This window comes from Amycolatopsis sp. NPDC001319 (assembly GCF_042896185.1).
Taxonomy (GTDB): domain Bacteria; phylum Actinomycetota; class Actinomycetes; order Mycobacteriales; family Pseudonocardiaceae; genus Amycolatopsis.
The window spans coordinates 894,207-912,947 of record NZ_JBIAWY010000001.1; the positions used below are offsets into that span (position 1 = coordinate 894,207).

General features: G+C 69.9%; 18 protein-coding genes. 8 read left to right on the forward strand and 10 right to left on the reverse strand.

Annotated features, from left to right (window positions below; translation table 11 throughout):
* Positions 1-211 precede the first annotated feature (211 nt).
* Entirely contained in the window at positions 212-460 is a 249-nt protein-coding gene (locus tag ACFY1H_RS04175) for a hypothetical protein (protein ID WP_386944471.1), read from the forward strand.
* Between the two features lie 154 nt (positions 461-614).
* Positions 615-2,798: an RNA polymerase recycling motor ATPase HelR gene (gene helR / locus ACFY1H_RS04180; protein WP_386944473.1), complete on the forward strand. Its 2,184-nt coding sequence runs from the start codon at positions 615-617 to the stop codon at positions 2,796-2,798.
* An 898-nt stretch (positions 2,799-3,696) separates the two neighbouring features.
* Here the strand turns inward: helR and ACFY1H_RS04185 are convergent.
* A complete protein-coding gene (locus tag ACFY1H_RS04185) occupies positions 3,697-4,194 on the reverse strand; it encodes an Lrp/AsnC family transcriptional regulator (RefSeq protein ID WP_366589742.1) in 498 nt (165 codons plus the stop codon).
* A 311-nt stretch (positions 4,195-4,505) separates the two neighbouring features.
* Between ACFY1H_RS04185 and ACFY1H_RS04190 the strand changes: the two genes are divergently transcribed.
* The 3 genes from ACFY1H_RS04190 to ACFY1H_RS04200 are packed head-to-tail and all read left to right on the forward strand — an operon-like array spanning position 4,506 to position 7,315.
* Positions 4,506-6,047: an APC family permease gene (locus ACFY1H_RS04190; RefSeq protein ID WP_386944475.1), complete on the forward strand. Its 1,542-nt coding sequence runs from the start codon at positions 4,506-4,508 to the stop codon at positions 6,045-6,047.
* A gap of 15 nt (positions 6,048-6,062) precedes the next feature.
* Positions 6,063-6,860 (forward strand): thymidylate synthase, encoded by a 798-nt coding sequence (locus ACFY1H_RS04195; RefSeq protein WP_386944477.1) that lies wholly within the window; start codon positions 6,063-6,065, stop codon positions 6,858-6,860.
* Positions 6,857-7,315 (forward strand): dihydrofolate reductase, encoded by a 459-nt coding sequence (locus ACFY1H_RS04200; RefSeq protein WP_366589734.1) that lies wholly within the window; start codon positions 6,857-6,859, stop codon positions 7,313-7,315. The genes ACFY1H_RS04195 and ACFY1H_RS04200 overlap by 4 nt, the downstream gene beginning before the upstream one ends.
* 18 nt (positions 7,316-7,333) lie before the next feature.
* Here the strand turns inward: ACFY1H_RS04200 and lysA are convergent, their stop codons facing one another.
* Positions 7,334-8,671 (reverse strand): diaminopimelate decarboxylase, encoded by a 1,338-nt coding sequence (gene lysA, locus ACFY1H_RS04205; RefSeq protein ID WP_386944479.1) that lies wholly within the window; start codon positions 8,669-8,671, stop codon positions 7,334-7,336.
* 208 nt (positions 8,672-8,879) lie between these two features.
* On the opposite strand from lysA, the gene ACFY1H_RS04210 reads away from it, so the two are divergent.
* Positions 8,880-9,836: an RNA polymerase subunit sigma-70 gene (locus ACFY1H_RS04210; RefSeq protein WP_386944481.1), complete on the forward strand. Its 957-nt coding sequence runs from the start codon at positions 8,880-8,882 to the stop codon at positions 9,834-9,836.
* A gap of 74 nt (positions 9,837-9,910) precedes the next feature.
* Here the strand turns inward: ACFY1H_RS04210 and ACFY1H_RS04215 are convergent, their stop codons facing one another.
* The 7 genes from ACFY1H_RS04215 to ACFY1H_RS04245 all read right to left on the reverse strand — a co-directional run bounded on the left by ACFY1H_RS04215 (position 9,911) and on the right by ACFY1H_RS04245 (position 14,065).
* Positions 9,911-10,069 (reverse strand): DUF6307 family protein, encoded by a 159-nt coding sequence (locus ACFY1H_RS04215; RefSeq protein ID WP_366584089.1) that lies wholly within the window; start codon positions 10,067-10,069, stop codon positions 9,911-9,913.
* Positions 10,069-10,254 (reverse strand): RGCVC family protein, encoded by a 186-nt coding sequence (locus tag ACFY1H_RS04220; protein ID WP_386944483.1) that lies wholly within the window; start codon positions 10,252-10,254, stop codon positions 10,069-10,071. The genes ACFY1H_RS04215 and ACFY1H_RS04220 overlap by 1 nt, the downstream gene beginning before the upstream one ends.
* Positions 10,251-11,300 carry an acyl-CoA desaturase gene (locus ACFY1H_RS04225; protein ID WP_366584087.1) on the reverse strand — a complete coding sequence of 350 codons (1,050 nt, stop codon included), beginning with the start codon at positions 11,298-11,300 and terminating at the stop codon, positions 10,251-10,253. Before ACFY1H_RS04225 ends, ACFY1H_RS04220 begins: the two co-directional genes overlap by 4 nt.
* Positions 11,301-11,476: 176 nt before the next feature.
* A complete protein-coding gene (locus ACFY1H_RS04230) occupies positions 11,477-12,379 on the reverse strand; it encodes a dihydrodipicolinate synthase family protein (protein ID WP_386944485.1) in 903 nt (300 codons plus the stop codon).
* Positions 12,380-12,437: 58 nt separating this feature from the next.
* The gene (locus ACFY1H_RS04235) at positions 12,438-13,031 is read right to left on the reverse strand and encodes a dihydrofolate reductase family protein (RefSeq protein WP_366584085.1); all 594 of its coding nucleotides are present in this window, start codon (positions 13,029-13,031) and stop codon (positions 12,438-12,440) included.
* The gene (locus ACFY1H_RS04240; RefSeq protein WP_366584084.1) at positions 13,028-13,489 is read right to left on the reverse strand and encodes a dihydrofolate reductase family protein; all 462 of its coding nucleotides are present in this window, start codon (positions 13,487-13,489) and stop codon (positions 13,028-13,030) included. The genes ACFY1H_RS04235 and ACFY1H_RS04240 overlap by 4 nt, the downstream gene beginning before the upstream one ends.
* Positions 13,490-13,594: 105 nt before the next feature.
* On the reverse strand, positions 13,595-14,065 hold the full coding sequence (locus tag ACFY1H_RS04245; protein ID WP_366584083.1) for a heme-degrading domain-containing protein: 471 nt from the start codon (positions 14,063-14,065) through the stop codon (positions 13,595-13,597).
* 188 nt (positions 14,066-14,253) lie between these two features.
* Here ACFY1H_RS04245 and ACFY1H_RS04250 point away from each other — a divergent pair, with 188 nt between their 5' ends.
* Positions 14,254-16,275: a phosphocholine-specific phospholipase C gene (locus tag ACFY1H_RS04250; RefSeq protein WP_386944488.1), complete on the forward strand. Its 2,022-nt coding sequence runs from the start codon at positions 14,254-14,256 to the stop codon at positions 16,273-16,275.
* A 659-nt stretch (positions 16,276-16,934) separates the two neighbouring features.
* On the opposite strand, the gene ACFY1H_RS04255 is transcribed toward ACFY1H_RS04250, so the two are convergent.
* Positions 16,935-18,167 carry a M20 family metallopeptidase gene (locus ACFY1H_RS04255; protein WP_386944490.1) on the reverse strand — a complete coding sequence of 411 codons (1,233 nt, stop codon included), beginning with the start codon at positions 18,165-18,167 and terminating at the stop codon, positions 16,935-16,937.
* A gap of 76 nt (positions 18,168-18,243) precedes the next feature.
* On the opposite strand from ACFY1H_RS04255, the gene ACFY1H_RS04260 reads away from it, so the two are divergent.
* The gene (locus ACFY1H_RS04260) at positions 18,244-18,726 is read left to right on the forward strand and encodes a tRNA adenosine deaminase-associated protein (RefSeq protein WP_354864834.1); all 483 of its coding nucleotides are present in this window, start codon (positions 18,244-18,246) and stop codon (positions 18,724-18,726) included.
* The last annotated feature ends 15 nt before the right edge of the window (positions 18,727-18,741 follow it).

The window sequence follows — 18,741 nt, forward strand, 5'->3', positions numbered from 1 at the left end:
ACCGGGCGTGACCGGCGGGGCTGACCGGGGCAGCTGACTGGCGGGCACTGACCAAGCGCGACCAGCAGGGCTGACCGGGCGATTGGCTGGCGGCGCTGACCGGGCGTGACCGGCGGGGCTGACCGGGGCAGCTGACTGGCGGGCACTGACCAAGCGCGACCAGCAGGGCTGACCGGGCGATTGGCTGGCGGCGATAACCGGCCGACGAGTTATGGCCTGCCCGCTGGATGGCCGCCGCAGCATGGTCAACGACGGCAAGCACTCCACCATGTTCGTCGACGGTTGCCCGCTGCTGCGCAACCCGAAGACGCCCGCCAACGGCCTGACCAACCCGGGCGGCGGCTGGTTGGTCGGCGCGTACGCCTACGGCAGCAAGGTGGAGCAGGGCTTCTACGGCCTGCTGGGCGACGTGCGCGTGGTCGAGCGCGCCTTGCCCGTCCGCGATTTCCTGCTCGGCTGAAAGCCCGGAAAAGGCGCCCGGAATCTCGAAGGGGCGGCTTTTTCCTGCCCGAAAGATCCGACTTGACAGGACCTGGACAATAAAAAATCGGCGCTCACGTCAAAACCACTGGTGAACGCCGAACCTGATATCAGGATAAACGCTGTGAGGGAACTTGTCAAATCAGGGGTACGACGAGGAATTGCAAGCGGAACGCGCATACGTCGCGTCGCTCTACGATCGGCTCGCCGCCGAGCGGGAGCGGGCGAACGGCGCGCATGTCAAGGCACTGCGGGAACCTGGCCACCTGTTGTGGGAGCGTGACGTCCAGGCCGCCCAGCGCGCGAAGGCCGTCGCGCAGCTCGACGTGGCGTACAACGGATTGTGCTTCGGCCGTCTCGACGCCCTTTCCGGAGAGCGGACGTACCTGGGCCGGCTCGGCATTTTCGACGAGGACAACGACTACGAACCCCTGCTCGTGGATTGGCGCGCGCCGGTCGCGAGCGCGTTCTACTGCGCCACCGCGGCGTCACCCGAAGGAATGGCACGACGCCGGCAGTTCCGCACGCGGGGACAGCGCGTGGTCGATTTCACCGACGAATTCCTCGGCGACAGCGGCGGGACCAGGGGCGATGCCGCGCTGCTGGCCGCAGTCAACGCGCCCCGCGGCGACGGGATGCGCGACATCGTCGCGACGATCCAGGCCGAGCAGGACGAGATCATCCGGCTGCGGCACCCGGGCGTCGTCGTGGTCGAGGGCGGACCGGGGACGGGAAAAACGGCCGTCGCGCTGCACCGCGTCGCGTACCTGCTGTACACGAAGCGCGAGCGGTTGCAGCGGCGCGGCGTGCTCGTCGTCGGGCCGAGCCCGGCGTTCCTCGACCACATCAGCCGCGTGCTGCCGTCGCTGGGTGAGACCGACGTCGTGTTCCAGACGCCGGGCGACCTCGTGCCCGGGCTGAATGTGACGGCCGAGGACGAGCCCGAGTTGCAGCGCATCAAGGGGTCGCCGGCGATGCTCGACGTGCTGGTCGCGGCCGTCGCCGATCGGCAGGAGCTGCCTTCGGAGCCGGTGCCGGTCGAGCTGACGGACGGCCCGGTGGTGCTCGACGCGGACGTCGCGCGTGCGGCCCGCGACGAGGCCCGCGCGACCGGGCTGCCGCACAACGAGGCGCGGCCGGTGTTTCGCGAGGCCGTCCGGCGGGGGCTGGCGGAGCGCGCGGTGGATCGGATCGGGGAAGGCTGGCTGTCGCCGTCGGACGGCATGCGGGCGGAGCTGCGCGCCGAGGTGCTGGCGGAGCTGGCGGATCACGAGCAGCTCGCGTCGGCGCTCGACTGGCTGTGGCCGTTGCTGACGCCGCGCCGGTTGCTCGCGCAGCTGTACTCGTCGCGCGCCCGCGTGGCGGCGGCCGGCGGGGCGCCCGCGCTGTACCGGGCGCGCGGCGCGGCGTGGACGGTGTCGGACGTGCCGCTGCTGGACGAGGCCGTCGACCTGCTCGGCGAGGACCGGTCGGTGGAGCGGGCCGCCGCGCGACGCGCTCGCGTCGAGGAGAACTACGCCGCCGGTGTGCTCGACGTCCTCGAGGTCGAGGAGACAATGGACGACGAGGAGCAGCTCACCGCGGCCGACCTGCTGGACGAGCGCGCGCTCGCGGAGCGTCACCGAGAGCGCGACAACCGCGCACTCGCCGAGCGCGCTGCGGCGGACCGCGACTGGACGTATGGGCACGTCGTCGTCGACGAGGCGCAGGAACTGTCCGAAATGGACTGGCGCGTGCTCATGCGGCGTTGTCCCAGCCGGTCGTTCACGATCGTGGGCGACCTGGCGCAACGGCGTTCGGCGGCCGGCGCGCGATCGTGGGCGGAGGTGTTGTCACGCTACGTGGCGGACCGGTGGGTTTTCCGACCGCTCACGGTGAACTACCGGACGCCGGCGGAGATCATGGCGGTGGCAGCGCGGCTGCTGGCGGAGTTCGCGCCGGGGGTGCAGCCGCCGGAGTCGGTGCGTTCGTGCGGGGTGTCCCCGTGGTCGCGGCGGGTTTCTTCGTACGACTTGGCGATTTCTGCCTTTGTCGACTCGGAGGCTTCACGCGAGGGCACGAGTGTGGTGATCGGGCCGCCGGGCGTGGCGGGCACGGTGCCGCCGTCGGCGACCAAGGGCCTGGAGTACGACGCGGTGCTCGTCGTGGACCCCGCCGGCATCCTCGCGGCGAGCTCCCGCGGGGCGGCGGAGCTGTACGTCGCGCTCACCCGCGCGACGCAACGGCTGGGCATCGTCCACGACGGGCCCCTTCCGGCGGTGTTGCGCGGAGCGGTGCCGGAGGGTGGTGGTCGGGTGAGCCATCGACGTTATGTGTGAGGGCAGTGGTGGCCCGACGTTGTTGTGCCGCTCGGTCTTTGACGAGGGTCGGTGACGTTGTTTCGGAGGACGGCTCGGTGCCGGCGTGGTGGATGCCGGCCATCAGATATCAGATCTGGTGTCCGGCGTTCGGCTGCTTCCGTGCCGGTGCCGTGGCGGCCCCGAGTTGTCCACAGCCCACCTGCCCGAAGGAGAACCTGTCCACAGATTTTGTTTTCCCCCGTTTTTGGGGCCATGGAGCGATAAGCTGGGACGGGGATGGCCCCCTGGGGAGGGCGGGAGTTCCGGCAAAGTCGTGGGTCCGCGTGTGGGGTCCCTCGGATCTGCGTGAATTTCTGTCTCGTGCGCCGGATCCGCAGGGCTGGCGTGGTGTGCGGCATTCAGTGGCGACGATCCTGGCGCGGGCCGAGGTGGCGGAATTCGGAGCTGCCAGATCGGCCTCGGACGAAGCGACGGTTCGCCGGGTGATGGCGCGGACGCCGTGAAGGTTGTTCTCTGTGTGCCACTGGCTGCGGACGTAGCAGCCGATACGACCGGGGGTGCGCTCGGCGGCCGGTGAGGGCGGTGACGCTGAGCGCAGTGTGGGTGGTGTTGTCCGCCGGCGCGCCGGGTGGTGTGGCGCTCAACGACGAACGCGCGGGTGGCGTACGAGAAATAAATCGGGTAGCCGAGCACATCCCCGAGTGGCGTCGATCGGGTGATGCGGTGTTCGCACACGGCATGCCGGGAGGGCAGGGCTGTGTGTGGTGAGGGGGAAGGGCTGCAAACAAAGGAAACCAGCCGCGCACACAGCGAAAGCGAGACAGTCAGCGGCGCCTCGCCAAAACCCCTGGCACAGCGGCCCAGCAGCCCGGAAATGAGGCGGGGACCCGGCCTCACCCGAGAAACACCGGCAACCTCAGACGGTCAGGTTGCCCCACGCGTAGTTCTGCTTGGCCAGCTTCAGGTACACGAACAGCTCCGTGGAGGTCACCCCGGGGATGGGGCGCACCTGGTCTCCCAGGACGGCCAGCAGGTGGTCGTCGTCGCGGCAGATCAGTGAGGCCAGGAGGTCGAAGCGGCCGGCGCAGAGGACGACCTGGTGGACGTCGGCAAGGTCCGACAGGCGGTTGGCGACCTCGCGCGGGTCGCCGCTTACGGTGATGCCGATCATGGCCTGGCGGGTCAGATCGACGTTTTCGGGGGCCGTCACGGCGACTATCTGCATCATGTCGTCGCGAAGCAGGCGTTGGACGCGCTGGCGCACGGCGCCCTCGGAGAGTCCGACTGCTTTGGCCAGTGCGGTGAACGAGGCGCGACCGTCGCTCTGGAGTAGGGCGATCAAGGTTCTGTCGGTGCCGTCCAACGCCTTCGGTGTGCGTTGCTCCTCGACCTTCGTACGGTTTCCGTCACCCATGCCGTCCCTCCCTGTGTTTCGGCATGTGATTCCTTAGGCGCGCAGCGTATCTGCCCCCGCGCCCGAACAGGAGTCGGTTTCGGGATTCACGCGATTCGCCGGATGGGTCGACAGCGACGCCGAAATCAGTGGTCAAGGCGCCGTTGAGGTGATGTTTTCGGCGCGCGGATGTGCGCCGGCGCACACGGGGTGCCGGGTCTGGGCTCCAAACCGGTACCGTCTGGCGGCCGTGAGAGGCCCGGAAAGACCCGGAAGGCCTAGCGAAACGCAGCGGCTCCGACCAAATCCCACCCCCATAAGGAGGACCGGCCATGTCCGAAGCCGTCGCGCTCGGCGCCCACCCCGCCCCTTCCGTGCCGGCCAAAGGACTCCGGACAGGGGCTCTGGGCATGGTGTCCGCGATGGTGATCGGAATGTCGTCGACGGCCCCGGCGTACTCGATCGCCGCGACGCTCGGGTTCATCGTGCTCGCGGGCGCCGGCTTCAAGGCCGCCGCGTTCATCCTGCTGTCGTTCATCCCCGTCCTCTTCGTGGCCGTAGCGTTCCGCGAGCTCAACACGGCCGAGCCCGACTGCGGCACCAACTTCACCTGGGCGACGCGCGCGTTCGGCAGCCGCGCGGGCTGGATGACGGGCTGGGTGGTCACGGTCGCGCAGCTGCTGGTCATGAGCAGCCAGTCGGCGCTCACCGGCCGCTACACGCTGCTCCTGCTGGGCGCCGACAGCCTGGCGGACAACCGCGCCGTGACCACCGCCATCGGCTGCGCGTGGCTGCTCGCCCTCTGCTACCTGTGTTACCGCGGCATCGAGGTGTCCGCGCGCGCCCAGTGGATCTTGCTGGGCATCGAGCTCGCCGTGCTCGTCGTCTTCTCGATCGTCGCCCTCGTCCGCGTCTACGACGGCAGCGCCGGGCCGCAGGCGAGCCACCCGCAGTGGAGCTGGCTGTGGCCCAACGGCGTCGGCCTCGGCACGGCGGTCTCGGCGGTGCTGCTGGCCGTGTTCATCTACTGGGGCTGGGAAAGCTCGCTGTCGGTCAACGAGGAGTCGGCCGATCCGCGCCGCGCGCCCGGCCGCGCCGCCGTGCTCTCGACCGTGCTGCTGGTGCTCAACTATCTGCTCGTCACGGTCGCCGCGCTCGCGTTCGCCGGCGTCGGGGAGGGCGGCATCGGCCTGGGTAACGAGGCCAACTCCGAAGACGTGCTGGCCGGCCTCGGCGGCGCGGTGTTCGGTGACTCCGGGCTCGGCAAGGTGATGGGCCTGCTGCTCATCGTCTCCGTCCTCACCAGCGGCGCCGCCACCAGCCAGGCGACGATCATGCCCGCCGCGCGCACCACGCTGTCGATGGCCAGCCACGGCGCGCTGCCCAAGGTCTTCGGCCGCGTGCACCCGAAGTACCAGACGCCGTCGGTCTCCACCTGGACGTTCGGCCTCGTCTCGCTCGTGCTCTACGTGCTGCTCGCGGTGTGGAGCGACAACGTGCTCTCGGACTCGGTCGACGCCGTCGGCCTCACCATCGCGATCGAGTACACGATGACGGCGCTGGCGTGCGTCTGGGTGTTCCGCAAAACGCTGCTGGCCAGCCTGCGCCACTTCCTCCTGCGCGGGGTGCTGCCGTTCGTCGGCGGGGTGTTCTTCCTGGCCGTGCTGGTGCTCGCGGTGATCGAATACGCGAAGCCGGACGCAGGTGAGACCACCGTCTTCGGCATCGGCGGCGTCGCGGTGATCGGGGTCGTGTCGATCCTGATCGGGATCCCGCTGATGTTCGCCGTGAGCCGGGTGTGCCGTGAATTCTTCGCCGGCCGGAGTCTGCCCCGCGGTTCGGTGCCGCGTGACGGCGAGTCGATCGAGGCCTGATTTAGGCTGGTGGGCATGCCGGACACACAGTACGAAGACCTGCTCCGCCACGTGCTCGACGCAGGCGCGGTCAAGCAGGACCGCACCGGCACCGGCACGCGGTCGATCTTCGGGCACCAGCTGCGCTACCGGCTGGCCGACGGCTTCCCGCTGGTCACGACCAAAAAGGTGCACTTCCGCTCGATCGCCTACGAGCTGTTGTGGTTCCTGCGCGGCGACTCCAACGTGCGCTGGCTGCAGGACAACGGCGTCACGATCTGGGACGAGTGGGCGTCGGCCGAAGGTGACCTCGGCCCGGTCTACGGCGTCCAGTGGCGCTCGTGGCCGACCCCGGACGGCGGCCACGTCGACCAGCTCGCCGAGCTCCTGACCACGCTGCGGGAGAACCCCGACTCGCGGCGCATGATCGTGTCCGCGTGGAACGTCGCCGACATCCCGCGCATGGCGCTGCCGCCGTGCCACGCGTTCTTCCAGTTCTACGTCGCCGACGGCGAGCTGTCCTGCCAGCTCTACCAGCGCAGCGCCGATCTGTTCCTCGGTGTGCCGTTCAACATCGCCAGCTACGCCCTGCTCACCCACATGATCGCCGAGCAGGTCGGCCTGCGCGTCGGCGATTTCGTGTGGACCGGCGGCGACTGCCACATCTACGACAACCACGTCGACCAGGTCCGCACGCAGCTCTCGCGCGAGGCCCGGGAGTTCCCGACGCTGAGCCTGAAGCCGGCGGACAGCCTGTTCGACTACACCTACGACGACATCGTGATCGACGGCTACGACCCCCATCCCGGCATCAAGGCCCCGGTGGCGGTGTGATCGGCCTGATCTGGGCGCAGGCCGCCAACGGGGTCATCGGCCGCGACAACGAGCTGCCGTGGCGGCTGCCGGAGGACCAGAAGCACTTCCGCGAGACGACCACGGGCGCGGCCGTGCTCATGGGCCGCCGGACGTGGGAGTCGCTGCCGCCGCGGTTCCGGCCGTTGCCGGGGCGGCGCAACCTCGTGCTGTCGAGCACGCCGCAGGAAGGCGTGGAGACGTTCCCCGACCTGGCGCAGGCGTTCGCCGCGGTGTCCGGCGACGTGTGGGTGATGGGCGGCGAGGCCGTGTACCGGGCGGCGCTGCCGTTCGCGGACCGGATCGTGGTCACGGAGATCCAGGAGCACTTCGAGGGCGACACGTACGCGCCCGAGGTCGGCCGGCCGCCGGACTCGACCGGCGAGTGGCTGGAGTCGTCGACGGGGCTGCGCTACCGGTTGCTGACCTGGGGTTAGGCCAGCAACCGGCAAGGCTCAGCAGCGCCGAAGCAGGTCTTCTTCGGTTTCGCGCGGCACGAGCAGCTTCGCGAAGCCGTCGCGCACGCCGATGAGCGGCGGGCGGCCCACGAGGTTGTAGTTCGACGCCAGCGAGTGGTGGTACGCGCCGGTGCACGGCACGGCCAGCAGGTCGCCGGCGTGGACGTCGTCGGGCAGGCAGACGTCGTCGGCCAGCACGTCACCCGACTCGCAGTGACGGCCGACCACGGTCATCGGCGTGCGCGCGGCCTTGGTGTGCCGTCCGACGAGCCGCGCGGTGTAGCGGGCGCCGTACAGGGCGGGGCGCGCGTTGTCGCTCATGCCGCCGTCGACGGCGACGAACGTGCGGCTGCCGCGCTTCACCGCGCACACCCGGTACACCGTGATCCCGGCGGGGCCGACGATCGCGCGACCGGGCTCGATCGTCAAGCGGGGAAAGGGAAAGTCGTGCGACGAGCATTCGTACCCCAGCGCCACCCGCAGCCGGCGGGCGTAGCCGTCGAGGTCGAAGCTCGCTTCGCGGTCGAGGTACGGCACGGCGTGGCCGCCGCCGAGGTCCAGCTCGCGCAGGGTGATGCCGTACTGGTCGCGCACGCGCACCAGCACCTCCACCATGCGCCGCGCGGCCTCTTCGTAGCGGTCGACGCGGGCGACCTGCGAGCCGATGTGGCAGTGGAGCCCGACCAGCCTGAGCCCGGGCTGCGCGAGCACGGCGGCGACGGCGCGGTCCACGTTGTCGCGGACGTCCGGGCGCAGCGAGAAGCCGAACTTCTGGCCTTCGGTGCCGGTCGTGATCGCCGCGTGGGTGTCGCCGGAGACGCCGGGCGTCACGCGGATCATGACCTGTTGCGCGCCGTGGGCCAGTGCGCCGAGCTGCTCGATCTCGTCGAGCGAGTCGAGGACGATGCGGCGCACGCCGTACTCCAGCGCGGCCTTGAGGTCTTCGGGGGTTTTCGCGTTGCCGTGCAACAGGATCCGCTCGGCGGGGAAGCCGATGGACCGCGCGACGGCGAGCTCGCCCGCCGAACAGGTGTCGAGCGACAGGCCTTCCTCGGCCACCCAGCGCAGCACGGCGCGGGTACACAGCGCCTTGCTCGCGAAGGCCACTTCGGCCTCCGGCAGGGCGCGGCGGTAGGCGCGTGCGGTGTCGCGCACCTGGGCCTCGTCGATGAGGTACGCCGGGGTCCCGAACCGGTTGGCCAGGTGGCTCACCGGAGCACCCGCGAAGATCAGCTCACCGCCTTCGCCGAGGCAGGTGCTGCGCGGCCAGAGCCCCGGCTCGAGATGGTCGGCGGCCTCACAACCGAGGCTGGGGAGGAGCTCGCTGAGTGTCACGGTGGCCTCCGGGCGATGTGCGAATTCGGACACCGTCAGCACACTGCGGCGGTGTTCGATTCGCCCCAACCGTGAACACCACCCTGACGCTCCGCTCGGCCGCGCTGACACGTTCTTAACACGCGAGTAACTTCGGCCACATTCCGTTTGACCTGCGAAGAGTCGATTTTTCCCGTCGCGTCCCGTCTCATGGGACATGGTTGAAGAGATGACGGACTTCGCGACCGAAACCGAGACGCACCGCCACGAGCTGCGGGTGCACTGCTACCGGCTGCTGGGTTCTTACGACGAGGCCGAGGACTTGGTGCAGGAGACGCTGCTGCGCGCGTGGCGTGGCCGCGGCACCTACGACGGCCGAGCGAGCCTACGCGCGTGGCTGTACCGCATCGCGACGAACGCGTGCCTGGATCACCTCGCCGCGCACCCGCGTGAGCTGCCGGTGCTGGACCTGCCGGCGACCGGCGGGTCCGATCTGGCGCCGCGCCCGGACGTCGCCGTGCCGTGGTTGCAGCCGGTGCCCGACGACGTGCTCGGCGAGGTGGTTGCGCGCGAGACCGTTGAGCTGGCCTTCCTCGCGGCGATCCAGCACCTGTCCCCACGCCGTCGTGCGGCGGTGGTGCTGCGTGACGTCCTCGGCTGGTCGGCCCGCGAGACGGCGGCCGCGTTGGAGACGACCCCGGCGTCGATCAACACCGCGGTGCTGCAGGCGCGGGCGGCGCTGAAGGAGCACCTGCCGGAGCGGCGAACGGAGTGGTCGGCTGAGGGCAGCGACGAGGAACGCGCGGTGGTGGCCCGGTACATGGCGGCGCTGGTGGATCACGACGAGGCGGCCTTCGCGTCGCTGCTGCGCGAAGACGTCCGCTGCAGTCACGCCGCGGGTGCCGGCGGGCACGTCGGCGCGGAGCCCACTTGGTACGCGGGCCGGGAGACCGTGCTCGAAGGCTGGGCGCCGGCGCTGCGCGGGCCGGACGCCGTCGCTTTCCGCGTGCTGGCAACGCGAGCCAACGGCCTCCCGGCGCTCGCGACCTACGTCCGGCTCGACGGCGAGTTCCGGGCGTTCGGGCTCAACGTGTTGCGAATCGCCCGGGGCAATGTCGCCGAAGTGACAACATTCGCACCGGCGGTGTTCGAGCTGTTCGATTTCCCGCAAACATTGATCGATTGACCCCGCTCAGGGCACGAGATCTCCCTGCGCGGCACCGCGATCTCGTCGCGGTGCCGACGCCGGGATGGGTCAGGTCAGCGCATCTTCTCCGGAACCGTGTCCAGCGCGTGCACCATCTGCACGGCCAGCTCACGAGCCTTTTCCTCAGAGAGCTTGGTGTTGTCCAGCACGATCTTCTTCACACGCTCGACCCGCGTTTCGTAACGGCTCGGCGGCAGGGCAGTGGCGGTCATCATCGTCCTCGGTGTTGGGCTTTTTTCGCGGCGCCGCAGACGCAACCGCGCTCGGTGTGGCCGGCGGCGGTCGCGGCGCAGTACCTGCGGGCGATCACGTCGTGGTCCTCGAGCGGGTGCGGGCAGCTGGGGCAGGACGTCTCGGGCCGGACCTCGGTCGGCGTGTCGTGTTCGGCGGCGGTCATGACGTGGCCGGCTCCGGCGTGCGCTCGCGCAGGGGAGCGCCGACGGAGTGGAGGTGTTCGAGCACGTAGCCGTAGGAGCGCGCCCAGCCGCACTGGGCGTAGGAAATCCCGTGGCGGGCGCAGAACTCGCGCACGATCACCTGCGCGTGCTTGAGGTTTCCGCGGGCCATGCTCGGGAAGAGGTGGTGCTCGATCTGGTAGTTGAGGCCGCCGAGGGCGAAGTCGACGACGACGCCGCCGCGGATGTTGCGCGACGTCAGCACCTGCTTGCGCAGGAAGTCGAGCTTGTGGCCCGTGGTGAGCATTTCCATGCCCTTGTGGTTGGGAGCGAACGAACATCCCATGTACAAACCCCACAGGAACTGGTGTACGACGATGAACACCAGACCCGTCAGGGGTGACAACACGATGAACACCGCGGCGAGGTACGCCACCAGGTGCCCGATCAGCAGCGTCGACTCGAGTTTGTGGCGGCGCATGTCACCTGCCCATACCGCGCGAACGCTCGCCACGTGCAAGTTGAGGCCTTCGAGCAGCAGCAGCGGGAAGAACAGGAACGCCTGGTACTTCGCGACCCAGCGCAGGAAACCTCGCTTGTCGTGGCTCTGCGCCCGCGAGAACGCGAGCGCGGCGATGTCGACGTCCGGGTCCTCGTCCTCGTGGTTCGGGTTGGCGTGGTGACGGTTGTGGGTGGCGATCCACCAGCCGTAGCTGAGCCCGGTGAGTCCACCGTGGACGAGTCCGGTGGCGTCGTTGGCCTTGCGGCTGGAGAAGATCTGCTTGTGGCCGGCGTCGTGGCCGATGAAGGCCAGCTGCGCGAACATCATCGCGAAAAACGCGGCGAGGAAAAGCTGCCACCAGGAGTCGCCGAGAAACGCGAACGCCACCCAGCCGCCGGCGAAGGCGGCGAGGTTGAGGCCGATGCGGATTCCGTAGGCGATACGGCGGCGTTTCAGCAGGCCGGCCGCCTTGACGAGCCGGGAAAGTTCGGCGAAATCACTTCCGGTGGACGGTTCTGTGGTGTCGAAAGTTGAGGACGAAGTCATGCCAGCACCGCTCTGGTTCAGGCGAATCGCTTGTCCAGCGACGGTTTCCGGCCACGACGGGTCCGGGTCCAGTCCGGGAGAAGGGCGCTGGGGCCTGGCCGCGGTGGCACCGCAGCCTGCACCCACCTTCTCACCCTTGGCTGGCAAAGGCAATTGCCCACAGGTGTCGAGAAACCTTACGAAAGTCCCCACGACGAGAGCAGGCCGAAAATCCGCTCGCGCTCGGCCGCGGTCAGCAGCCGGCTCGGCGGGCGCACGTCGGGCCGGCAGAGGCCGAGTTGTGACAACGCGTCCTTGACGACGCTCACGTTGTTGGCGTTGTGCTCGGCCGCGCGCATCTGTTCGAACGGCCGGATCAGTTCCCACAACCGCATGGCACCGGGGAAATCGCGCTCGCGCAGCCGGGCGAACAGGTCGAGCGAGATGCGCGGCGCGACGTTCACCAGCCCCGACGTGAACCCCTGCGCGCCGACGGCGAAATAGCCCGGCGCCGAAAGCTCGGCCAGCCCCGCGATCCACACGAACCGTTCGAGACCGGCGTCACGTGAAACTGTTGCAAAACGCACAGGATCTGACACCGCGTACTTCACACCGATCACATTCGGCGCCGCGTCGGCCAGGCGCGCGAGCTCTTCGCCGCCGATTTCCGGGTTGCGCACGTACAGCACCACGCCGACCTCCGGCACGGCCGACGCGATCGCGCGGTGGTACTCGACCCAGCCCTCGCGCGAGACGTACGGGTGCACCGGCTGGTGGATCATCACCAGGTCGGCACCGGTGTCGCGCGCGTGCCGGGCCGCCTTCACGGCCGTGCGCACGTCGTGCCCGACGCCCGCCAGCACGCTCGCCTCCCGCGCAGCCTTCACCGTGACCTCGACACACAGCCGGGTCTCGTGCTCGTCGAGTGCGTAGAACTCGCCGGTGTTGCCGTTGGGCGTGACCACCTCGACGCCGCCGGTCACCAGCCGCTCGACGAGCCGGCCGTACGTCTCCGCCTCGACTCCGCCGCTCCCGTTGAACGGCGTCACGGGGATCGCGACGACGCCCGCCAACCGCCGTTTCTGCACTTCGAACGCCACTGGTGTGTCCGATCTGATATATGATGTGTCGGCGCAGAGGGTAGCACGGTGAGCTGGGTCAGGCGTCCTGATCTTCGGGTCGGTAGACCTGCACGGAGACGCCCTTGCCCGTCGTGCGATGTTCGACGAGCCGCAGTGACTGCCGCGGTGTTCCCGGCGGGAACAGCCGTTGTCCCTTTCCCAACACCACCGGGAACACCCACACGCGGTGCTCGTCCACCAGGCCGGCCGCCAGCAGCGTCCGGAGCAGATCGCTGCTGCCGTGCACCTGCAGCTCGCGTCCGGGCTCGGCCTTGAGCTCGGTCACCGCCCGCACGACGTCGCCGCGCAGAAACGCGGTGCCCTGCCACGACGAACGCGTGAGCGTGCGCGAGGCGACGTACTTCGGCAGTGAGTTGAGCGGTCCCGCGATCGGGTCGGAGCCGCCGACGGTGGGCCAGTAGCCCGCGAAGATCTCGTACGTGCGGCGCCCGAGCAGGAATGCGTCGGCGCGCGAGAACCAGTCGGCGGTGTACTCGGCCATCACCGCGTCGTAGTACGGCGTGAGCCAGCCGCCGAGGTCGAAGCCGCCCCGCGGGTCCTCGGTGGGCGTGCCCGGGCCCTGCACGACGCCGTCGAGGGAGACGAAGGTGGTGGCGGTGAGCGTGGTCATGCCATCGACCCGAACGTCGGGGCGCCCGCGGCCGCGTACTCCTGGATGACGACGCCGGTACTCGTCGCGCTGGTGGACAGCGGGCGCAGGGCGAGCGGGTGGGCGCCGGCGGGGAAGAGCGGGTGGCCTTCGCCGAGGACGACGGGGAAGACGAGCAGGCGGTACTCGTCGACGAGGTCGTCGAGCTCGGCCACGAGGCTGCCGCTGGCGTGCAGCTGCAGCTCGCCGTCGTAGCGGGCCTTGAGCCGTCGGACCTCGGTGGCGAGGTCGCCGGTGACGACGTGCCGCGGCAGGTCACCGGAGCTCGGGCAGTAGTCGGCGACGTCCCTGACCTGCAGGAACGCCGACGCTCGGCGTTGCCAGCGGGCCAGGGCCGCGTCCATCTGCGCGTCGACGTGACCCGGTCCGCGCACCACGCCGTCCAGGGTCAGGAACGCCGTGACGGTCAGCTTGCCCATCGGTCGTCTCCCTCGTTCGTCGGGTCTGTGGTGAACCGTCGAACGAGGGATGCGCCGAATCGACAACTTCTTGTGCGCGGGCTACCAGTTCTTGTGCGGAGATTTTCAGCCGGCGAGGAACGCCGCGAGCTGCTCGACCACGAACGCGTGGTCCTCGGCCTGCGGCAGGCCCGAGACGCCGACCGTGCCGACCGGCCCGACGTCCTTGACCAGCACCGGGAAGACGCCGCCGTGGGCTGCGTAGAGATCGGGGTCGAGGCGGGAGTCGGCCTCGAAGCTGCTGCCCTTCGCGCGGAACTGCGTGCCCACGAGGAACGAGCTGTGCCCGTAGCGGTCGACGACGCGGCTCTTGCGATCGATCCAGGCGTCGTTGTCGGCCGATGTTCCCGGGAGTGCGGCGTGGAACAACCGCTGTCCGTTTCTGCGCACGGAGACGGTGACGGGCAGGGCGCGTTCGCGCGCGGCGGCGAGCAGGTGCTGGCCGAGCGCGAGGGCGGTCTCGTTGTCGAACCGGGGGAACACCAGCCGGCTCTCCTGTTCGAGGAGCTCCTGGATGAGCTCGGTTTCGGTCGTCATGTCCGATATTAAATCAACACTGTTGTTTAATTGCCACCGTGTTCAGCCGCGGTTCACATTCGGCTGCTTGTCGCGCGCCGTGACCTGGGGAAGGCTGCTTGCCGCGCGTGATGTGGATCTCCGTCACGCACATTCCGGACGAGGAGGTACGGATGGGGTAGGCGGAAGGGCGGCTGAGCCGTCGCTCGGTGCTCGGCGGCGCGGCGGCGGCCGGCATGGCAGGCGCGGCGGCGGGTCTCGGCGGCGCGTTCGCCGAGGCGGCCGCGGGCCCCCGGCGGCGCGGCAGCCTCGACGACGTCGAGCACGTCGTGGTGCTCATGCAGGAGAACCGGTCGTTCGACCACTACTACGGCACGACGGCCGGCGTCCGCGGCTTCGGCGACACCGCGGCCGTGCGCGACGTGTTCCGCCAGCCCGACGCCCAGCGCACCGACGGCGGCCGGCTGCTGCCGTTCCACGTCGACACCGCGCTCGTCGACGGCCAGGACCTCGGCGACCTCGCGCACGACTGGGCCACGACGCACCAGGCGTGGGCCAACGGCGCCTACGACGCGTGGGTCCCGGCCAAGACCGAGATGACCATGAGCTACTTCAACCGCGACGACCTGCCGTTCCACCGGGCGCTCGCGAGCGCGTTCACCTTGTGCGACAACTACTTCTGCTCGCTGCAGGGCCCGACCACGCCCAACCGCCTCTACCACTGGACGGGCATGATCGACCCGGACGGCGAGCTCGGCGGCCCCGCGACGTGGAACCCGGACGACTACAAGCCCGTCTACCGCTGGACGACCTACCCCGAACGCCTGCAGGCCGCCGGCATCTCCTGGCAGGTCTACGCGAACGACGAGGTCGGCGACGGCGCGGACGGCTACGTCGGCGACTACGGCGACAATCCACTGTGGCTGTTCCAGCAGTACCACGACGCGCTGGCGTCGTCGGACCCGAAGAAGCGCCAGCTCGCCGAGCGGGCCAGCCTGCGCGCGCAGTGGAAGGCGGATTCGGGGCAGGGCAAGAACGTCGACCACGTGCTGCAGCAGTTCGTGGCGGACTGCAAGGCGGGCACGTTGCCGGCGGTGTCGTGGGTGGTGGCGCCCTACGCGTACTGCGAACACCCGGCCGCGCGGCCCGTCGACGGTGCGGCTTACACCCAGCGCGTGCTGAAGGCCTTGTGGGACAACCCGAAGCTGTGGGAGTCCACTGTGGTCCTGATCAACTACGACGAGAACGACGGGTTCTTCGACCACGTCGTGCCGCCGTGCGCCCCGGCCGGGACGCCGGGTGAGCTGCTGCCGGTGAACCAGCCGTCGGGCCCCGGCGGCGTCGGCACGGGCGCGCTGGCGCCGATCGGCCTCGGGCCGCGCGTGCCGATGACGGTGATCTCGCCGTGGAGCCGCGGTGGGTTCGTGAACTCGCAGGTGTTCGACCACACGTCCGTGCTGCGGTTCCTGGAGACGTGGACGGGGGTGCGCGAGCCCAACATCTCCGCGTGGCGCCGCGAGATCTGCGGTGACCTGACGAGCTGCTTCGACTTCTCGCGCAAGGACGTTTCGATTCCCGTGCTGCCGGACGCCACGGCGTTGCGCGCCGAGGCGGACCGGACGCAGACGAAGCTGCCCAAGCCGGCGCCCCCGCTGACGGGCCAGCAGTCGATGCCGGAACAGGAACGCGGCACGGCTCCGGCGCGGGCGTTGCCGTATCAGCCGGTGGCTTCTGTTTCGGTGGGCGCGGGGTCGCTGGCTCTGCAGGCGTCGAACCACGGGGCGGCTGGTTTGCAGCTGGCTTCTTACGCTTATCACGCGGGTGGGGTTTCGCAGCGGTTCGACGTTTCCGGTGGTGGTTCGGCTGCTGGGAAGATTGCGTTTTCTGGTTCTTATGACGTTGCTGTCCACGGGCCGAATGGATTTGTCGTGGAAGCTTCCGGCGATTCTTCAACGGCCGGGGTGGAGGTCTCGGCCGCCATTTCGGGGTCGGCGGCGCACCCGGTTTTTGTGGTGAAGGTGACGAATTCGCTGTCCCGGTCGGCGACTTTGACGGTCAAGGGCCGCCCCGGTTTTGTCGTGGGCCCGCACGGTTCGCACACACTTTCCGTCGACGCTCTCGCCGACAATTCCGGCTGGTACGACCTGCGCCTGTCCCTCGTCGGCCACCCGGAGTGGCACCGGCGCTTCGCCGGCCACCTGGAGAACGGCCAACCAAGCCGGACGGCCTGACCCGGCTGCGCGGGGGGACCGTTCGCTGGGCGAATGGTCCCCCGGCGCGCCGCACCCGCGCGACTGGACCTCTGGCCGCGCCCGCCGGCACGACCGGCCCTTTCGCGCACTGATCGCGCCGCGACTGGACCTTTCGCGCACAGCCTGAGGGGGTGACCGGTCCACTCGCGCACCGACCGCGACGCGACTGGACCGTTCGTGCTCGGCTTGAGGGTCCGACTGCGATACGAGAGGACCTTTCGCGCCGCCGTTTGAGCGCCAGCGGACCTGTCACGGCGCGCCGAGTGCGAGCGAAGGGACCGCTCGTGTCCGCGATAGCGGGGCGAGTGGTGGTCGTTTCGTGCTCGCCACGCCGCCGCGAGTGGTCCACCCACACCGTCCTGGCTGTGCGGGGATCTTTCGTGCGCGGCTTGCGGGTGCGACCGGTCCGTTCGCGCGCCGAGCGCGATGCGACTGGACCGCTCGTGCTGTCCTGGCTGCACGAGGGGACTGCTCGTGTCGCAGTTGCGGGGCGAGCGGTCGTTTCGTGATTGCGTCAGCGGCGCGAGCGGTCCACTCGCGCCGCCAGCCGACGGTGCGAGGGGACCGTTCGCGCTCATGAAGCGGCACCAGCGCTCCGTTCGCCTGGCGAAACGTGCGAATGGTCCCCCGCGCGCCCCTCAGCCCCGCAAAGTGTTCAGCGCGAACGCCGCATACATCGCCACCCCAGCAGGCATCGCGGCTTCGTCGAAGACCACCCGGTTCGAGTGGTTCGCCGGAGCGTCCGAGGGAGGCAGTCCTGGTGGGCAGGCGCCGAGGAACGCGAATGCCCCCGGAACACGTTGCAGCACATACGAAAAGTCCTCCGCCCCCATGATCGGGTGGGGGATCTCCTGCACGTTCTCCCCGCCCAGCACCGTCGCGCCGAGGGCCAGGACCTCGGCGGCCACCTCGGGGTCGTTGACGGTGGGCGGGTAGCCCGGCTCGATGTCGGCCAGGACGCGGCAGCCGTGGGCCGCGCCGATGGACTCGCAGACGCGAGGCAACTCGGTGCGGACGACGGCGCGCGTGGCTTCCGACAGGGTGCGGATGGTCCCTTCGAGCACGGCCGTCTCGGGGATGATGTTGGTGGTCGTGCCGGCTTCGATGCGGGTCACGGAGATCACGGCGGGGTCGAAGACGCCGACGCGGCGGGTGACCATCGTCTGCAGGGCGCCGACCATCGCGGCCGCCGCGGGGACGGGGTCGATGGCTTCCTGCGGGGCGGACCCGTGGCCGCCGCGGCCGGTGACCTCGACGCGGAAGGTGTCGGCGGACGCCATCATCGCGCCGCCGCGGACCTGGAGGAGGCCGGTGCGCACGTTGGCCATGGCGTGGAGGCCGAAAGCGCGCGAGACGCGCGGGCCGGCGGCGTCGAGCACGCCCTCGTGGATCATGAAGCGCGCGCCGTGGTGGCCCTCCTCGCCGGGCTGGAACATGAAGACCACGGAGCCGGCCAGCGAATCCACGCGCGAGGCCAGCAGGCGGGCGGCGGAGGCGAGCATGGCGACGTGGGTGTCGTGCCCGCAGGCGTGCATGGAGTCGTCGACCTCGGACGAGAACTCGAGGCCGGTGTCCTCGTGCAGCGGCAGCGCGTCCATGTCCCCGCGCAGCAGCACGGCCGGGCCCGGGCGCGCGCCGCGCAGCACGGCGGTGAGCGACGTCGTGGCGCGGCCTTCGGTCACGGAAAGCGGCAGGTCGGCCAGGGCCGAACGGATCGCTTCCTGCGTCCGCGGCAGCTGGAGCCCCTGCTCCGGACGGCGGTGCAGGGCGCGGCGCAACGCGACGGTGCGGTCCTGCAGCTCCCGCGCGGCGTCGAGCAGCCCGTTGAAGCGGGTGTCCGGGAGAGTCGGCAGGTCGGTGGGTCCGGTCATGGCTCGATAGTGGCACCACGGACGCTTCGGGTGCACCGTGCGTGCGCTCGCATCGGCGGCGGAATACGGTGTGCGCATGGCGGTGCAAGAGCCGGTCACGGGCTTCGCGATGGCAGTGGTCCGAGAAGACGGTCGGTGGCGGTGCAGTGCGCTCGATCCCGCGGCGCTCACGGAGCTCGACGCGGCGATCACCGAGCTGGGGAAACTCCGCTCGACCGGCGCGGCGTTCGGGCTGCTGGCGGTGGACGACGAGTTCTTCGTGATCGTGCGGCCCAGCCCGCGAGGCCCGTCGCTGCTGCTGTCGGACGCCGCGGCGGCGCTCGACTACGACATCGCCGCGGACGTGCTCGACGTGCTGCGCGTCGACCCGCCCGACGAGGACGACGACGCCGTCTGGCCCGAAGGCGACCTCGACATCCTCGCCGATCTCGGACTGCCGGGCGGCGAGCTTGAAGTTATCGTCGGAGAGGTGGATCTCTACCCCGACGAGCAGCTCCAGATGATCGCCCAGCGCTGCGGCTTCGCGGCCGAGTTCTCGAAACTGCTGGACGAGCTCTGAGACGCCCGGCCGACA